Here is a 13,285-nt window from a genome sequence, read left to right on the forward strand (position 1 = left end):
TTTTTTCAAACTTGATTGGAAAAAACGTGGGTTTACTTCATTGTCGGGTAGGTCCTCCTTTGGTTAATCTTTCTTTTATCATACGGATGTGGTGCAACTGTGTCAAATCACGCTTTGTCTTCTTGATACAATTTCATCGGATTTTCCTGCGCTTCTTCTAGCGGCATATGTACCATACGAATTTGACGTTCAGCCTTTGTTTTTTTTAACTCTTCATAAACAAACTCCGACTTTTCTAACCCTGCTACAACAGCATCCTCAGCTGTGGCACAATAATATATAGTTTCAATCCCAGCATAATACATTGCTGTCATGCACATCGGACACGGCTCTCCGCTCGCGTACATGGTATAACCCTGTAAAACATGTGTATGCATCTTCTTCTGAGCTTTTCGCATCGCCTGTATTTCTGCATGTGCAGTAATATCAAAACGTTTATGTAATTCATTGACCCCTTCTTCAACCAGGTTATTGTTTTTCACCAGGACTGCACCAAAAGGTTCACCACCATTGCGAACATTATCTGAAGCTAACTCCACTGCTCGTTCCATAAATTTATCCATATTATAACCTCCTCGCATATTATGAAAGCAGCTATCTCCATCATAAGATAACTGCCTCTTCATTATATTTAACCTAACTTTACTGTCATTAATCGATAATGTCCAATCTCTAGCTAATCAGTAATCACATTTAGACCAAAACTCTCCAGTCCGCCGACTAGAGGCTGCGCTTCATGTGGTACGTGTACCTCAATTATCATCCCAAGAGGGGCTTGTTTTACATAATTGAACACCTCGTTACGCGGATGTTCTCCGTTTAGAATCCGCTCACGTAGATCAATGATAGCTCTTTTCCCTTCCAACTGTACATCCAGCATCTTTTCACCCCAACCTGCCAAAGGCTTTAATACTTAAACTAGCATTTCATAACAAGGATGGCTACGTCACTTAGAGCTTTTAATGCATGGCGCTCATATGGTTCCATACGCAGTATCGTTTCCTGATTAATCGTATAACCCTTATTGTTAAGCGTGAATTCAACCTCACCTTTTTTAACAAATATAAACACGTGTTTCGGTGAGTCGTGCTCTTTAATTTCTTCACCAGCTTTTAATTTGATGTGCATTATTTCACAGTTATCCTCATCAAAAACCTTTTTCCCCTCAACAGGCTTCGTTATCTCATGGTCTACTGTTATAAGTTGCATTCTGACACAACCTTTCATTATTTAAATTAAGTCTTGCCTACAGTGTAACCAATATCACAATGAAGTAATGTGATAAACATCACACATCGCCATATTTTTATAGTCCATTGATTTTTACTGTCTCATCGGCTACAATTTAGTTGAAAATAATTATCAATTACACGCATATGGATTTATAGAGGAAACAACGAGGAGGACATCAAATGGAACAAACAAGAAAATCAACAGCACTTGCAACAATTATCCGAGAACGCCGTGCTGTTAAAAAAGGCTATAATGATAAACCTGTAACAGAAGAAACGGTGATGAACTTACTGGATGATGCAACATGGGCCCCAACTCACGGTAACCGACAGCCATGGCGCTTTATTTTTGTTGGGCCAGAGCAAAAAGAAACATTTACAGAAAAAGTTGCTGCCACATATCCAGAAGAAAAGCAGAAAAATCGCAGAGAGTACCTGAATGAACCGAATGCATTCTTAATAGTTGTGATGGATGTACCCGATAATCAAAAGCAATGGGACGAAAACTTTGGAGCAACAGCATCCATGATTCAAAACTTTTGGCTGCTTGCCTGGGAACAACAGCTTGGTGTCGTATGGAAAACAAACCCACACATTTATGATCCAAAAGTAAAAGAAATTCTCGATGTTGGTGAGGATGAGAAAATAGTAGGGTTCATCCATCTTGGGTACTTTGATGAAAAGCCTATTAAAAAAGGTAGAGTACCAGTTAGCGAGAAATTCTCAACGTTTAAAGGGTAATAGAAAAGGGTGTCATATTAAGCGTTGCTTATATGACACCCTTTTATGTGATGTATTGCAATGTCTCTTGATTGTTTTGTGGTCGATATATTCATTTTCCGGTCGATAAACTCATTCTCAAGTTGATATATTCGTTTTCCGATTGATAAACTCATTCTCAAGTTGATATATTCACTTTCCAGTCGATAAACTCATTCCCAAGTTGATATATTCACTTTCCAGTCGATAAACTCATTCTCAAGTTGATATATTCATTTTCCTGTCGATAAACTCATTCTCAAGTTGATATATTCATTTTCCGGTTGATAAACTCATTCTCAAGTTGATATATTCACTTTCCAGTCGATAAACTCATTCTCAAGTTGATATATTCATTTTCCGGTCGATAACCCCAATCTCAAGTTGATATATTCATCTTCCGGTCGATATACTCATTCTCAAGTTGATATCCCCGTTTTCCGGTCGATATTTTCACACATAATTTAATAATAAAGACCGCTAGAGTTACAACTGTAACCCCAGTGGCCAGCCCTTTTCCTTATTCTTCATCCCAAACAGCGCTTTTCAGCATACTGTTTTTCTGATGACGATCAATTGCTAGCTCGATCAATTGAGTAATCAATTCCGGATAGGAAACCCCACTGATTTCCCACAGCTTCGGATACATGCTAATTCGAGTGAATCCAGGTAATGTGTTAACCTCGTTTACATACACTTCTCCGTCCTCAGTTAAAAAGAAATCAACACGGGCTAAGCCTTCACACTCAAGTGTTTCAAACACCTCAACAGCTGCCTTCTGTACTTTTGCAACCATTTCGTCTGATAGATCTGCTGGTATTTCCAGTTTTGCTCCGCTTTCATCAATATACTTTGACTCATAGGAGTAAAATTCCGTTTGTGGCAAAATTTCACCTGGAACTGATGCTTTAGGATGTTCATTTCCTAATACAGCACATTCTATTTCACGGCCAACAAGACTTTCTTCGACAATAAGTTTATGGTCATATTGAAATGCCTCACCAAGCGCTTTATAAAATTCTTCCTTCGATGAAACTTTACTAACTCCAACTGAAGAGCCTTGATTTGCTGGCTTAATGAACATTGGCGTTCCAATTTGCTCTTTTATTTCGTCGTAATTAATCTTATCTTTTTTTGCGCTTGAAAAAGCTAGGCCATTCGCAACATTAACATCCGCTTCTTTTAACAAACGTTTAGCGACATCTTTATCCATACAAACAGATGACCCTAAGACATTCGAACCGACATATGGGAGGTTGGCAATTCGCATCATTCCTTGTAAGCTGCCATCTTCTCCTAATGTACCATGGACAATCGGAAACACAACATCTAGCTGGTCTAGAGCACCTGCATTTGCTGCATGTATCATTTGATTATCGGTCTCTCCAGGCACTATTGCTATCGTATCGTTTGATTTGTTTAATTGAATTAATTTTGGGTTTTCAGCATTAATTAAGTAGGAAGATTGATCATTTATATGCCATTTACCTTGTTTATCAATCCCGATAAGAACAACATCATATTTATTTTTATCAATTGCATCAACAATATTTTTAGCTGATTGTAATGATACTTCGTGTTCAGCCGACTTTCCGCCAAATATAATACCAACTTTTTTCTTCGTCATCATCAGAACTCCCTTGAAAAAAATCATATATATCTAAAATAGCACAAAAAGGGTTGTTTGAAACAGAAGAAAAACAAAAAAACGAACAGCACCCTATTTTACTGTCCGTTTTTTAAAAATTTAAATCATCTTCTCTGTCAGCTTCATATATTCATTTATCGCTACAATAGTTGGTTCCAGAGATGCTTCCCAAAATTCCTTCTCTCCAATGTCCTTGTTGAGGAATCGACTTGCTAAATCCTCTACTGTCACTTTTCCAGAGTTTTGCAGCAAGGCATCATATTGTTCCGGGAATTGTTTGCCTTGTTCTTTTGCCATGGCGTAGATACCATTACTGAATAAATAACCAATGGTATACGGGATGTTGTAGAAAGCTAAATCTGTGTGAAAAAAGTGAGGAATAGTCATCCACAAATATTTATTATCTTCATCCAAAGCATCGCCATAAATTTTCTTTATCATGCCTTCCATTAAATTTGAAATTTCATTTGCTGTCAGCGGTCCTTTTTTTCTTCTCTCATATAACTTTTGTTCAAATTCAAACATAGATGGGACGACAACCTGATACTTTAATCCATTTAGGATTTTCATTTCCAGTAGGGACAATTTATCTTCTTCACTTGGTGCATGCTCAATAGCAGCATCCAGTACCAAGTTTTCTGCAAAGGTCGATGCGGTTTCCGCAACACTTGTGCTTATTTCCTGTGTAAAGGCAGGCTCATCTTGCAAAATATAGTTATGGTAAGCATGTCCAAGCTCGTGGGCAATTGTCACAACGTCCTGGTAGCTACCTGTGAATGTTAGGAATATCCGACTTTCTTTCTTCAGTGGCATAAAGGCACAAAACCCTCCATGCGTTTTACCTTTGCGATCTTCAGCTTCAATCCAGCCTTCATGAAAAGCCTTCTCAGCAAACTTACCAAGCTTGTCGCTGAACTTATAAAACTGGGTAATAATAATTTCTGCAGTTTCCTGATAAGATATCTTCTTATCCGATGTAAAGCTCGGTGTTTCCATGTCATACCAGGCTAGTTTTTCAAGCTCCATTACTTGAGCCTTCCTGTTAAAAAAAGTATGAGCGACTTCTCTTTTGTCATTTATTGCTGATACCATTGTTTGAACTGTTTGTTCATTAATTCGATTCTCTTCCATCGCTTCCTTCAGCACATTGTCCCAGCCACGTTGTTTATAGACATCAAGCCGAAAACCATTGATCCTGTTTAAAACTGTTGCAAAGGATTCTGCCCGGTCCTCACATACCTCAACGATATTTCGCGCTATATTTTGTCGTACAGATCGATCGCTTGAAAACAGGTATCTTCCCGCTTGTCCAAACGAGATTTCCTCTTGCTTACCGTCTTTTTCAACAGGGAATCGCAGAGCACCCATCATTTGTTCATAATAATCTTCCCAACCAATAAACCCATTGACGGAAAGCTTGTTTATCATTTTTTCCATTTCTATAGGCAACTTATCGTCCATTTTGTGCCTTCGTTCTTCTAAGTAAAATTGATATTCTTTCACTTCGTCGTGATTCATTAAATTTTTCCACCTAGCTTCTGAAATTCCAGCCAAGATTTCGTCTAAATCAATTTTTAGTGATTCATAATCAGCTTGAAGGTTTGCGCTTTCATCCACTAATTTAGATACATCTGGATCATCAACATTTACTGCATAGAGACAAACCAGAAATTCATCTAGCTCACGAGACGCATGCTTGAATTCCTGGATTTGTCGAAAAAGATCAATTAAATCTTGCTCAGAGTAAAATTGATCAAACGTTTGAATAATTTTCTGCAACCCTTTCATATCATGCTTTAACTGCGAAATTAATCCATTTAATTCACTTGATTCTTTTCCACCTGCGTACAGGGAATCAAGACTCCAATTCTCGCCAATTACTTTCTCCATTAAAATTCCTCCCTAGACTCTCACTAACTAATAGTATAGTTTATTTCGGTATTTCATGTATCCGCCCCAAGACTTATTAACCATCGTTATCAAGGTTGATTTCGAGGCTCTCCACCATGGAAGACTGAGAAAGTAAGTGTTTAATTTTAATAAAGGTAATTTTCTAAAATATTTTTGCTTTTTCAGGCAATAAATCTATCCAACACAATATATATTTGTTAATCTTTAGGATAAAGTAAGCAAAATCCAGCGCAGGAAATACACGGAGACTCCTGCGGGAAAAGCAACAGCTGAAAATCCCGCGGGAAGCGATTTTTGCTTCCGAGGAAGCTGAAGCGTTGCCCTAAGGTGCGCGTAGTGTATTTCCACAGCGGTGTCATAACAATCAAGTATTTTCGACTACGGAAACTTAATTTTTTTAAAATACCTTGACATTAGTAACAAACTCCCCTATGATTAGTAACAACAATTTAAATCGACTTAGCAATGACGAAGATTAGTAATCTGTATGAACACTTTAGAGAGCTGACGGCTGGTGTAAGTCAGTGTGCGCGTATAGATGAATGGACTTCTGAGCTTCCAAACCGAACCTTGTAAGTCAGTAGGCTTTGGCGACCATGTCTCATCGTTATACGAGACAAATATTAAGTAATTCATTACTTAATATTGCCAAAGAGAGCTGATTTTTCAGCTAATAAAGGTGGTACCACGGTTCCTCGTCCTTTTCGGATGGGGGACCTTTTTGTATTCAAAAAAACTATATATAATAAATCGTCGAGTAAGAGGAGTAAGCTTTTTGCAGCGTTTAAGAGAACCGGTGGTGGTGAGATACCGGTACGTGAATAATAGCCGAATGGACTTACGAGAGGTTTCCTGAATGGCAGTAGGGAAACACGGAGCTCCGCCGTTACACGGATAGGATATTAAGTTTTTACCGTATCCGAATGAGATGGAGAAATCATTACAATCTCCAATAGAGGTGGCACCGCGGTCACAATCGTCCTCTGCAAACACATTCCATATGTGTTTTGCAGGGGATTTTTTTATTTCTTACATAGAAACTGGAAAGGAGTTTTACGAATGGAAACAAAAACACAAACACTCGATTACAAGTTTATTAAACAAAACGCCGACACATTAACTCCAATTGGAATATACAAAAATCTTCAAGGAACGAAGAAATTTCTTCTAGAGAGTTCATTCCAACATGAGGAGAAAGGCAAATATTCCTTTATTGGTACAGATCCTTACCAGGAAATCATCGGAGAAGGAAACGAAACATCTGTTTTCAATCATGGGCATGAAAAAAAGGAGCAACAAACAGAAAATCCTTTATCCGTTTTAAAACAAAAGTTGCCCAAAATGGATGTGGATCTGCCGTTTCCATTTTTCGGAGGTGCTGTAGGTTACATCGGATATGATTCAATCCGTTCCTATGAAAACATTGGCGAGGATTTACCTGATGCTATTGAAATGCCAGATATTCATTTAATGCTTTATAAGAATGTAATTATTTTTGACCACAGCGATGAATCGGTTTACTTAATCGCAACAAATCTTGAACAGCAGCCTGAATCTGTATTAGATGAACGTCTAGAGGAATTAAAAAAAGCATTATTACCAAACCAAACAACAGATCCAACGACTGAGGGAGAGATCACATTCGAACCTGAAATGGATAAAGAAACATTTATGCGCAATGTCGAAATTGCTAAAGAACATATAAACCAGGGTGATATCTTTCAGGTTGTCTTATCACAACGAATGAAAGCTACCATACATGGTGATCCGTTTTCGTTTTACCGAAAGTTGAGAAAGACTAACCCGTCCCCTTACATGTTCTATATCGACTTCGACGATTATGTCGTTTTAGGAGCATCGCCGGAAAGCCTTATTGAGACAACTGGTCAGGATATTATTACAAACCCAATCGCTGGAACGCGTCCTCGCGGCAAAACGAAGGATCAAGACAAGGAACTGACCAAGGAGCTTCTTGCTGACGAAAAGGAAATTTCCGAACATCGGATGCTAGTTGATTTAAGCCGCAATGATCTTGGCCGAGTTTGTGAAATTAATAGTATTTCTGTTCCAACTTACATGACGGTAGAAAAGTATCAGCACGTTATGCACATGGTATCTGAAGTACATGGCAAATTAACTTCCCGTTTTTCGAGTATTGATGCTTTGATATCCTGCTTGCCTGCTGGAACAGTTTCCGGGGCACCAAAAATCCGGGCAATGCAGATCATTAATGACTTAGAAACTTTAAAGCGCGGTGTATATGCAGGCGGTGTTGGTTACATCAGCTTCAATTATGACATGAATATTGCCCTAACCATCCGGTCACTTGTTGTAAAAAATAATTACGCCTACCTGCAGGCCGGTGCTGGTATTGTTTACGACTCAGATCCTGAGACCGAGTATAACGAAACATTGCATAAAGCAAGATCATTAATGGAGGTGACGAATTATGATTTTACTAATTGATAACTATGATTCATTTACCTATAACATTTTTCATTACTTTGCCAGCCAAGGTGCCGAGGTAAAAGTTTGTCGGAATGATCAGATTACTATTGAAGAGATTTCTGAAATGAATCCGGAAGTTATTATTATCTCCCCTGGCCCCGGAGTACCAGAACAAGCTGGGATCTGTACAGAGGTTGTAAAAGAATTTCATAAAAGTACACCGATTCTGGGTATTTGCTTAGGGCATCAAGTAATCGCACATGCTTTAGGTGCTGCCATTAAACAGGCAAACACAATCAAACATGGCAAAACATCCTTAATTACACATAATGGCGACGGATTGTTTAATTATTTGACACAGCCGCTTGAAGTAATGCGTTACCATTCGCTGGTAATCAACCGACAAACATTACCATACGAATTGGAGGTCGTTGCCAAGTCTTTAGAGGACAACGAAATTATGGCGATTAAACACAGACAGTACCCAGTCTATGGCATACAGTTTCACCCTGAATCAATCGGTACATTAACTGGTATGAAGATGATTCAAAACTTTTTAGAAATAATCGGAAAGGAGTTTCGTCATGAAAAACTATCTTGAAAAATTATTGAATAATGAAAACCTCAATCTGGAGGAAATGAAAGACGCCACAGCATACTGTTTCTCAAATGAAGTTAGTGAAAGTGAACTCGCTTCGTTCTTAACAGCACTACGAGCTAAAGGGGAAACACCAGAGGAAATCGCTGGTCTTGTTGAAGTTGTACGTTCCGAGTCAAACCAAACCACAAATAGTCTGCCGAATGTAATGGATAATTGCGGTACAGGTGGTGACCGCTCATATAGCTTTAACATCAGTACGACCGCAGCGTTTGTGATTGCCGGTGCTGGTGTAACCATTGCCAAGCATGGTAACCGCAGTATTACAAGTAAAACAGGAAGCGCAGACGTACTGGAACATTTAGGTGTTTCGTTATCTTTTTCAAAACAACATGTAGAAGAAATGCTGCACGATAACAACATCGCTTTTTTATTCGCTCCACATGTTCATCAGGGAATGAAGCGATTCATGAAGGTACGCAAGGATTTACGAATACCAACGATTTTTAACCTTATTGGACCACTAACAAATCCTGTCGATTTAGACTCACAGCTTTTAGGCGTTTATCGTCGCGATATGCTGCCTATGCTTGCTGAAACGCTACACAAATTAGGCAGAAAGCGTGCACTTGTGATAAACGGTGCTGGACATATGGATGAAGCTTCACTTGCTGGTGAGAACCATATCACATTACTGGATCAGGGAAAAATCACTTCATTTACACTGCACCCATCTGAGGTCAACTTACCTGTCTATGATAACCAGCAAATCCGTGGCGGAGACGCAAAGGATAACGCAAAAATTTTACTGCAGGTTTTACAAGGAAAGCAAGGTCCCTATTACGATACGATACTTCTGAATGCCGGCCTTGGAATATTTGCAAATGGTACTGCATCATCCATTCAAGAAGGTATTACGAAAGCTAAGGAAAGCATCGATAGTGGAGCAGCATTGGAAAAACTGCAACGACTAGTGGAATACAGTAATAAAGTTTCAAGTGAGGCGATGTAATATGACTATTTTAGATAAAATTATTCGCCAGAAGGAAATAGAAGTCGAGCTATTAAAAAAACAGCCATTGCCTAAATTTTCGAATGGAGCCAAATCGATTAAGAAAATTGAACATACCTTTCATAATACACAGCAAATGAATGTTATCGCTGAAATTAAGCGCTCTTCCCCATCAAAAGGTGAAATTGATATGGCGGTTGATCCGGTAAAACAAGCAAAATTATATGAGTCATGTGGTGCTGGTGCGATTTCTGTCCTGACCGATGAAACATTTTTCAACGGTTCGATGGAAGATTTACGAAACGTTCGCAAGGCTGTCGATCTTCCTATTCTTTGTAAAGATTTTATGATTGATCCGATTCAAATTGACCATGCAAAACCTGCAGGTGCTTCGATCATTCTCTTGATCGTCGCTGCACTCTCAGATAATAAGCTTCATGAACTATTTGAATATGCAACACATCAAGGGCTTGAGGTGCTTTGTGAAGTTCATGATTCGAACGAGATGACGAGAGCCCTCGAACTTGGAGCAACCATTATTGGGATTAATAATCGAAATTTAAAAACCTTTGAAGTTGATTTGTCCGCTACAGAGCAACTGGCATCGATGGTGAACAATCCAAATATAATACTGATTAGTGAAAGTGGTATTAAATCCCGCGATGATGTCATTCAAGTCGGCAGAGAGGATGTGAACGGCATACTCGTCGGTGAAACATTAATGCGTTCCAATAACATAGCAGCGCTTTTTAATGAATTGAAAATCCCCATAACAAAAGGAGGTATACCAAATGCTCGTTAAAATCTGTGGTATAAAAACTGTGGAAGCTGCCAAAGAGGCTGTTAACGCTGGTGCAGATTTTATCGGATTTGTTTTTGCATCAAGTAAACGGCAAATCACACCAGAAAAGGCTGCACAGATTAGTGATGCTATCCCTTCTTCTGTTAAAAAAGTTGGTGTATTTGTAAACGAATCGGAAAGAAATATTTTACAAACTGCCGAACAAGTAGGATTAGATGTTATACAGCTTCATGGTGATGAGACAGCTGAGTTTGCTGCAAAGCTCCCATATACAGTAATTAAAGCATTCCCGATGATAACGGAACAAAATAATGTCATGCAATCATATCCAAGTGATTATTATCTGGTTGACAGTCCAAAGGGACCAAACCGTGGCGGTAATGGAACAACATTTGACTGGAATCTATTACAAGACTTGAACTCATCGAAAATTATTTTAGCAGGTGGACTTACCCCAGAAAATGTGCAGTCAGCAATTACAACTGCAAACCCTGCAGGCGTAGACGTATCAAGCGGAGTTGAAACTGATGGACAGAAGGATTTAGCCAAAATAAACCAATTTATCAGGAATGCGAAAGGATGAAAACAATGACAACATATACAATGCCAGATGAAAAAGGAAGATACGGCAATTACGGCGGGAGATTTGTTCCCGAATTATTAATGCCAGCACTTCTCGAATTGGAAGAGTCCTATGAAGAAGCAAAAAAGGACCCTGCTTTTTTAAAAGAACTAGATTACTATTCCAAAAATTATGTTGGACGTGAAACGCCGCTTTATCATGCCAAAAATTTATCCAATAAATTAGGCGGTCCTTCTATTTATCTAAAACGTGAAGACCTCAACCATACTGGCGCACATAAAATTAATAATACCGTTGGTCAAGCGTTATTGACCCTTCGAATGGGGAAAAAGAAAGTTGTCGCAGAAACCGGTGCCGGTCAGCATGGTGTTGCTACAGCTACAGTTTGCGCACTACTTGGCCTTGAATGTGTTGTATTCATGGGTGCAGAAGACATTAAGCGGCAAAAACTGAATGTCTTCCGAATGGAATTGCTCGGAGCTAAGGTCGAAAGTGTATCACAAGGAAGCGGAACCCTAAAAGATGCTGTTAATGAAGCATTACGCTACTGGGTAAGTCATGTTGAAGATACGCACTATATTATCGGTTCAGTCGTGGGGCCACACCCTTTTCCGAAAATCGTCCGTGATTTCCAGTCAGTTATCGGCGAGGAAACGAAACAGCAGTACCATGCGGAAACTGGCAATCTACCTGATGCAGTTATTGCCTGTATTGGTGGCGGAAGCAATGCAATGGGAATGTTCTATCCATTTATCCAAGATGAAAGTGTCAAAATGTATGGCGTTGAAGCAGGTGGAAGTGGGATCGAAACAAACAAACATGCTGCAACACTGACTACAGGAAGTATTGGCGTATTACACGGAACTATGTCCCACTTGCTCCAGGACGAACATGGGCAAATAGAAGAAGCACATTCGATTTCCGCCGGACTCGATTATCCTGGAGTTGGTCCAGAACACAGCCATCTCCACACATCAGACCGAGTGACCTATACATCCATTACGGACAAGGAAGCGATTGACGCATTTAAGTTCCTTTCCCAAACAGAAGGGATCATCCCTGCTTTGGAAAGTGCCCACGCTGTTGCATTTGCCATGAAACTTGCAAAAGAGATGGAAGCATCAGAGTCGATTGTTATTTGTTTATCCGGTCGTGGCGACAAGGATGTTGAATCAGTAAAAGATGTACTAGGAGGTAATCCAAATGAGTAACCAAGCCTTAGATTTAGCTTTAAAAGAAAAACAGGAAGCTGACCAAAATATATTAATCCCATATATAATGGCTGGCGATGGTGGCCTGGATATATTGGAAGATCGATTGAATTTTCTGCAGGAATGTGGTGCAGCAGCTGTTGAACTTGGGATTCCCTTCTCAGACCCGGTAGCAGATGGACCTACTATTCAGGATGCCGGAAATCGAGCACTTGAAAATGGAACAACCCTTACCAGCGTCCTGGAAACCCTGCAACGCTTTCGTGAAAGACGATCGATTCCTGTGATTCTCATGACTTATTTGAATCCTATCTATGCTTATGGTGTTGAAAATTTCGCTAAAGATTGTGTAAGTGCTGGTGTTAACGGTGTTATTATTCCAGACCTGCCGTTAGAAGAAGAAGCAATCATAATAGATTATTTAAAGAAACATTCTATTTCATGTATTCGACTAGCTGCTATGACAAGTCCTCCGGAACGAATTGAAAAAATCACGCAACGTACAGAAGGGTTTCTCTATGCTGTTTCTGTTACTGGAACGACAGGGGCACGAACAACACATGATAGCAAAGTAAAAACCTATTTACAGAAGCTGAAAAAATCAACAGAAAGTCCGGTGCTAGCGGGATTTGGTGTCTCCAGCTCTGAAAAAGCACACGAATTGGCTGCTGCTTGTGACGGTGTTGTCATTGGAAGTAAAATTGTCGACCTGTTTAATCAAGGAAAATCAGATGAAATTAGAGAACTGCTGCTGGAAAGCAGATAAATAAACCTGTCACGCTTTGTTCTATTAATCAAAGCGTGACAGGCTTTTATTCATTTTTCTGCTGTTTACGGGCATCCTGATATTCCTCTTCAGTTATTTCACCCCTGCTGTGACGTTCTTTAAGGATATCAAGTGAACTTTTAGCAGGGTTCTTTTTAGCCCTGAAGCGTACTAGAATAACAATAAGAATAATCGCAACAATGATCGATAAACCAAATCTGATGTAACCTTCTGTTAGTATAGATAACAGCATGATATCACCTCACTGTTACTATTTCCTGTTTACATAGTTTTTAAGCATGATTAGAAAACTTG

General features: G+C 39.3%; 14 protein-coding genes and 2 other annotated features. Of the genes, 8 read left to right on the forward strand and 6 right to left on the reverse strand.

The window, feature by feature from the left end; all coding sequences use genetic code 11:
- Positions 1-107: 107 nt before the first annotated feature.
- The 3 genes from ACTWQM_RS11215 to ACTWQM_RS11225 all read right to left on the reverse strand — a co-directional run bounded on the left by ACTWQM_RS11215 (position 108) and on the right by ACTWQM_RS11225 (position 1,209).
- Positions 108-563, reverse strand: a complete 456-nt coding sequence (locus tag ACTWQM_RS11215; RefSeq protein ID WP_443258238.1) for a nucleoside deaminase — start codon at positions 561-563, stop codon at positions 108-110.
- 113 nt (positions 564-676) lie between these two features.
- Positions 677-880 (reverse strand): amino acid decarboxylase, encoded by a 204-nt coding sequence (locus ACTWQM_RS11220; protein WP_443258239.1) that lies wholly within the window; start codon positions 878-880, stop codon positions 677-679.
- Between the two features lie 38 nt (positions 881-918).
- Positions 919-1,209: a cupin domain-containing protein gene (locus ACTWQM_RS11225; protein WP_443258240.1), complete on the reverse strand. Its 291-nt coding sequence runs from the start codon at positions 1,207-1,209 to the stop codon at positions 919-921.
- A 203-nt stretch (positions 1,210-1,412) separates the two neighbouring features.
- Between ACTWQM_RS11225 and ACTWQM_RS11230 the strand changes: the two genes are divergently transcribed.
- Entirely contained in the window at positions 1,413-1,973 is a 561-nt protein-coding gene (locus ACTWQM_RS11230) for a nitroreductase family protein (RefSeq protein ID WP_443258241.1), read from the forward strand.
- Between the two features lie 538 nt (positions 1,974-2,511).
- Here ACTWQM_RS11230 and ddlA read toward each other — a convergent pair.
- Positions 2,512-3,618 (reverse strand): D-alanine--D-alanine ligase, encoded by a 1,107-nt coding sequence (ddlA, locus tag ACTWQM_RS11235; protein ID WP_443258242.1) that lies wholly within the window; start codon positions 3,616-3,618, stop codon positions 2,512-2,514.
- Between the two features lie 120 nt (positions 3,619-3,738).
- Entirely contained in the window at positions 3,739-5,529 is a 1,791-nt protein-coding gene (locus tag ACTWQM_RS11240) for a M3 family oligoendopeptidase (protein ID WP_443258243.1), read from the reverse strand.
- A gap of 477 nt (positions 5,530-6,006) precedes the next feature.
- Positions 6,007-6,256: a binding site (T-box leader), on the forward strand.
- Between the two features lie 38 nt (positions 6,257-6,294).
- Positions 6,295-6,537 (forward strand) — a binding site (T-box leader).
- 72 nt (positions 6,538-6,609) lie between these two features.
- Between ACTWQM_RS11240 and trpE the strand changes: the two genes are divergently transcribed.
- From trpE to trpA, 7 genes are read left to right on the forward strand one after another with little or no spacing between them, the layout of a single operon-like run.
- Positions 6,610-8,016, forward strand: coding sequence for an anthranilate synthase component I (gene trpE / locus ACTWQM_RS11245; RefSeq protein WP_443258244.1), 1,407 nt, complete (start codon positions 6,610-6,612; stop codon positions 8,014-8,016).
- The gene (locus ACTWQM_RS11250) at positions 8,000-8,599 is read left to right on the forward strand and encodes an anthranilate synthase component II (RefSeq protein ID WP_443258245.1); all 600 of its coding nucleotides are present in this window, start codon (positions 8,000-8,002) and stop codon (positions 8,597-8,599) included. The genes trpE and ACTWQM_RS11250 overlap by 17 nt, the downstream gene beginning before the upstream one ends.
- On the forward strand, positions 8,583-9,608 hold the full coding sequence (trpD, locus tag ACTWQM_RS11255) for an anthranilate phosphoribosyltransferase (protein ID WP_443258246.1): 1,026 nt from the start codon (positions 8,583-8,585) through the stop codon (positions 9,606-9,608). Before ACTWQM_RS11250 ends, trpD begins: the two co-directional genes overlap by 17 nt.
- A gap of 1 nt (position 9,609) precedes the next feature.
- On the forward strand, positions 9,610-10,410 hold the full coding sequence (gene trpC, locus ACTWQM_RS11260) for an indole-3-glycerol phosphate synthase TrpC (RefSeq protein WP_443258247.1): 801 nt from the start codon (positions 9,610-9,612) through the stop codon (positions 10,408-10,410).
- Positions 10,400-10,993 (forward strand): phosphoribosylanthranilate isomerase, encoded by a 594-nt coding sequence (locus ACTWQM_RS11265; RefSeq protein ID WP_443258248.1) that lies wholly within the window; start codon positions 10,400-10,402, stop codon positions 10,991-10,993. The genes trpC and ACTWQM_RS11265 overlap by 11 nt, the downstream gene beginning before the upstream one ends.
- Before the next feature lie 5 nt (positions 10,994-10,998).
- The gene (trpB, locus tag ACTWQM_RS11270; RefSeq protein WP_443258249.1) at positions 10,999-12,204 is read left to right on the forward strand and encodes a tryptophan synthase subunit beta; all 1,206 of its coding nucleotides are present in this window, start codon (positions 10,999-11,001) and stop codon (positions 12,202-12,204) included.
- The gene (gene trpA / locus ACTWQM_RS11275) at positions 12,197-12,970 is read left to right on the forward strand and encodes a tryptophan synthase subunit alpha (protein ID WP_443258250.1); all 774 of its coding nucleotides are present in this window, start codon (positions 12,197-12,199) and stop codon (positions 12,968-12,970) included. Before trpB ends, trpA begins: the two co-directional genes overlap by 8 nt.
- Before the next feature lie 46 nt (positions 12,971-13,016).
- Here trpA and ACTWQM_RS11280 read toward each other — a convergent pair whose 3' ends face one another.
- Positions 13,017-13,223, reverse strand: a complete 207-nt coding sequence (locus ACTWQM_RS11280; RefSeq protein ID WP_443258251.1) for an SHOCT domain-containing protein — start codon at positions 13,221-13,223, stop codon at positions 13,017-13,019.
- Positions 13,224-13,285: the final 62 nt, after the last annotated feature.

The sequence above is a fragment of the Virgibacillus sp. L01 genome (assembly GCF_052246775.1).
In the GTDB taxonomy this organism is placed as follows: domain Bacteria; phylum Bacillota; class Bacilli; order Bacillales; family Amphibacillaceae; genus Lentibacillus.

Bases quoted from the DNA above. Each gene is read 5' to 3' on its own strand.
- ACTWQM_RS11215 (WP_443258238.1), bottom strand. From the start codon at position 563: ATGGATAAATTTATGGAACGAGCAGTGGAGTTAGCTTCAGATAATGTT.
- ACTWQM_RS11220 (WP_443258239.1), bottom strand. From the start codon at position 880: ATGCTGGATGTACAGTTGGAAGGGAAAAGAGCTATCATTGATCTACGT.
- ACTWQM_RS11225 (WP_443258240.1), bottom strand. From the start codon at position 1,209: ATGCAACTTATAACAGTAGACCATGAGATAACGAAGCCTGTTGAGGGG.
- ACTWQM_RS11230 (WP_443258241.1), top strand. From the start codon at position 1,413: ATGGAACAAACAAGAAAATCAACAGCACTTGCAACAATTATCCGAGAA.
- ddlA (WP_443258242.1), bottom strand. From the start codon at position 3,618: ATGACGAAGAAAAAAGTTGGTATTATATTTGGCGGAAAGTCGGCTGAA.
- ACTWQM_RS11240 (WP_443258243.1), bottom strand. From the start codon at position 5,529: ATGGAGAAAGTAATTGGCGAGAATTGGAGTCTTGATTCCCTGTACGCA.
- trpE (WP_443258244.1), top strand. From the start codon at position 6,610: ATGGAAACAAAAACACAAACACTCGATTACAAGTTTATTAAACAAAAC.
- ACTWQM_RS11250 (WP_443258245.1), top strand. From the start codon at position 8,000: ATGATTTTACTAATTGATAACTATGATTCATTTACCTATAACATTTTT.
- trpD (WP_443258246.1), top strand. From the start codon at position 8,583: ATGAAAAACTATCTTGAAAAATTATTGAATAATGAAAACCTCAATCTG.
- trpC (WP_443258247.1), top strand. From the start codon at position 9,610: ATGACTATTTTAGATAAAATTATTCGCCAGAAGGAAATAGAAGTCGAG.
- ACTWQM_RS11265 (WP_443258248.1), top strand. From the start codon at position 10,400: ATGCTCGTTAAAATCTGTGGTATAAAAACTGTGGAAGCTGCCAAAGAG.
- trpB (WP_443258249.1), top strand. From the start codon at position 10,999: ATGACAACATATACAATGCCAGATGAAAAAGGAAGATACGGCAATTAC.
- trpA (WP_443258250.1), top strand. From the start codon at position 12,197: ATGAGTAACCAAGCCTTAGATTTAGCTTTAAAAGAAAAACAGGAAGCT.
- ACTWQM_RS11280 (WP_443258251.1), bottom strand. From the start codon at position 13,223: ATGCTGTTATCTATACTAACAGAAGGTTACATCAGATTTGGTTTATCG.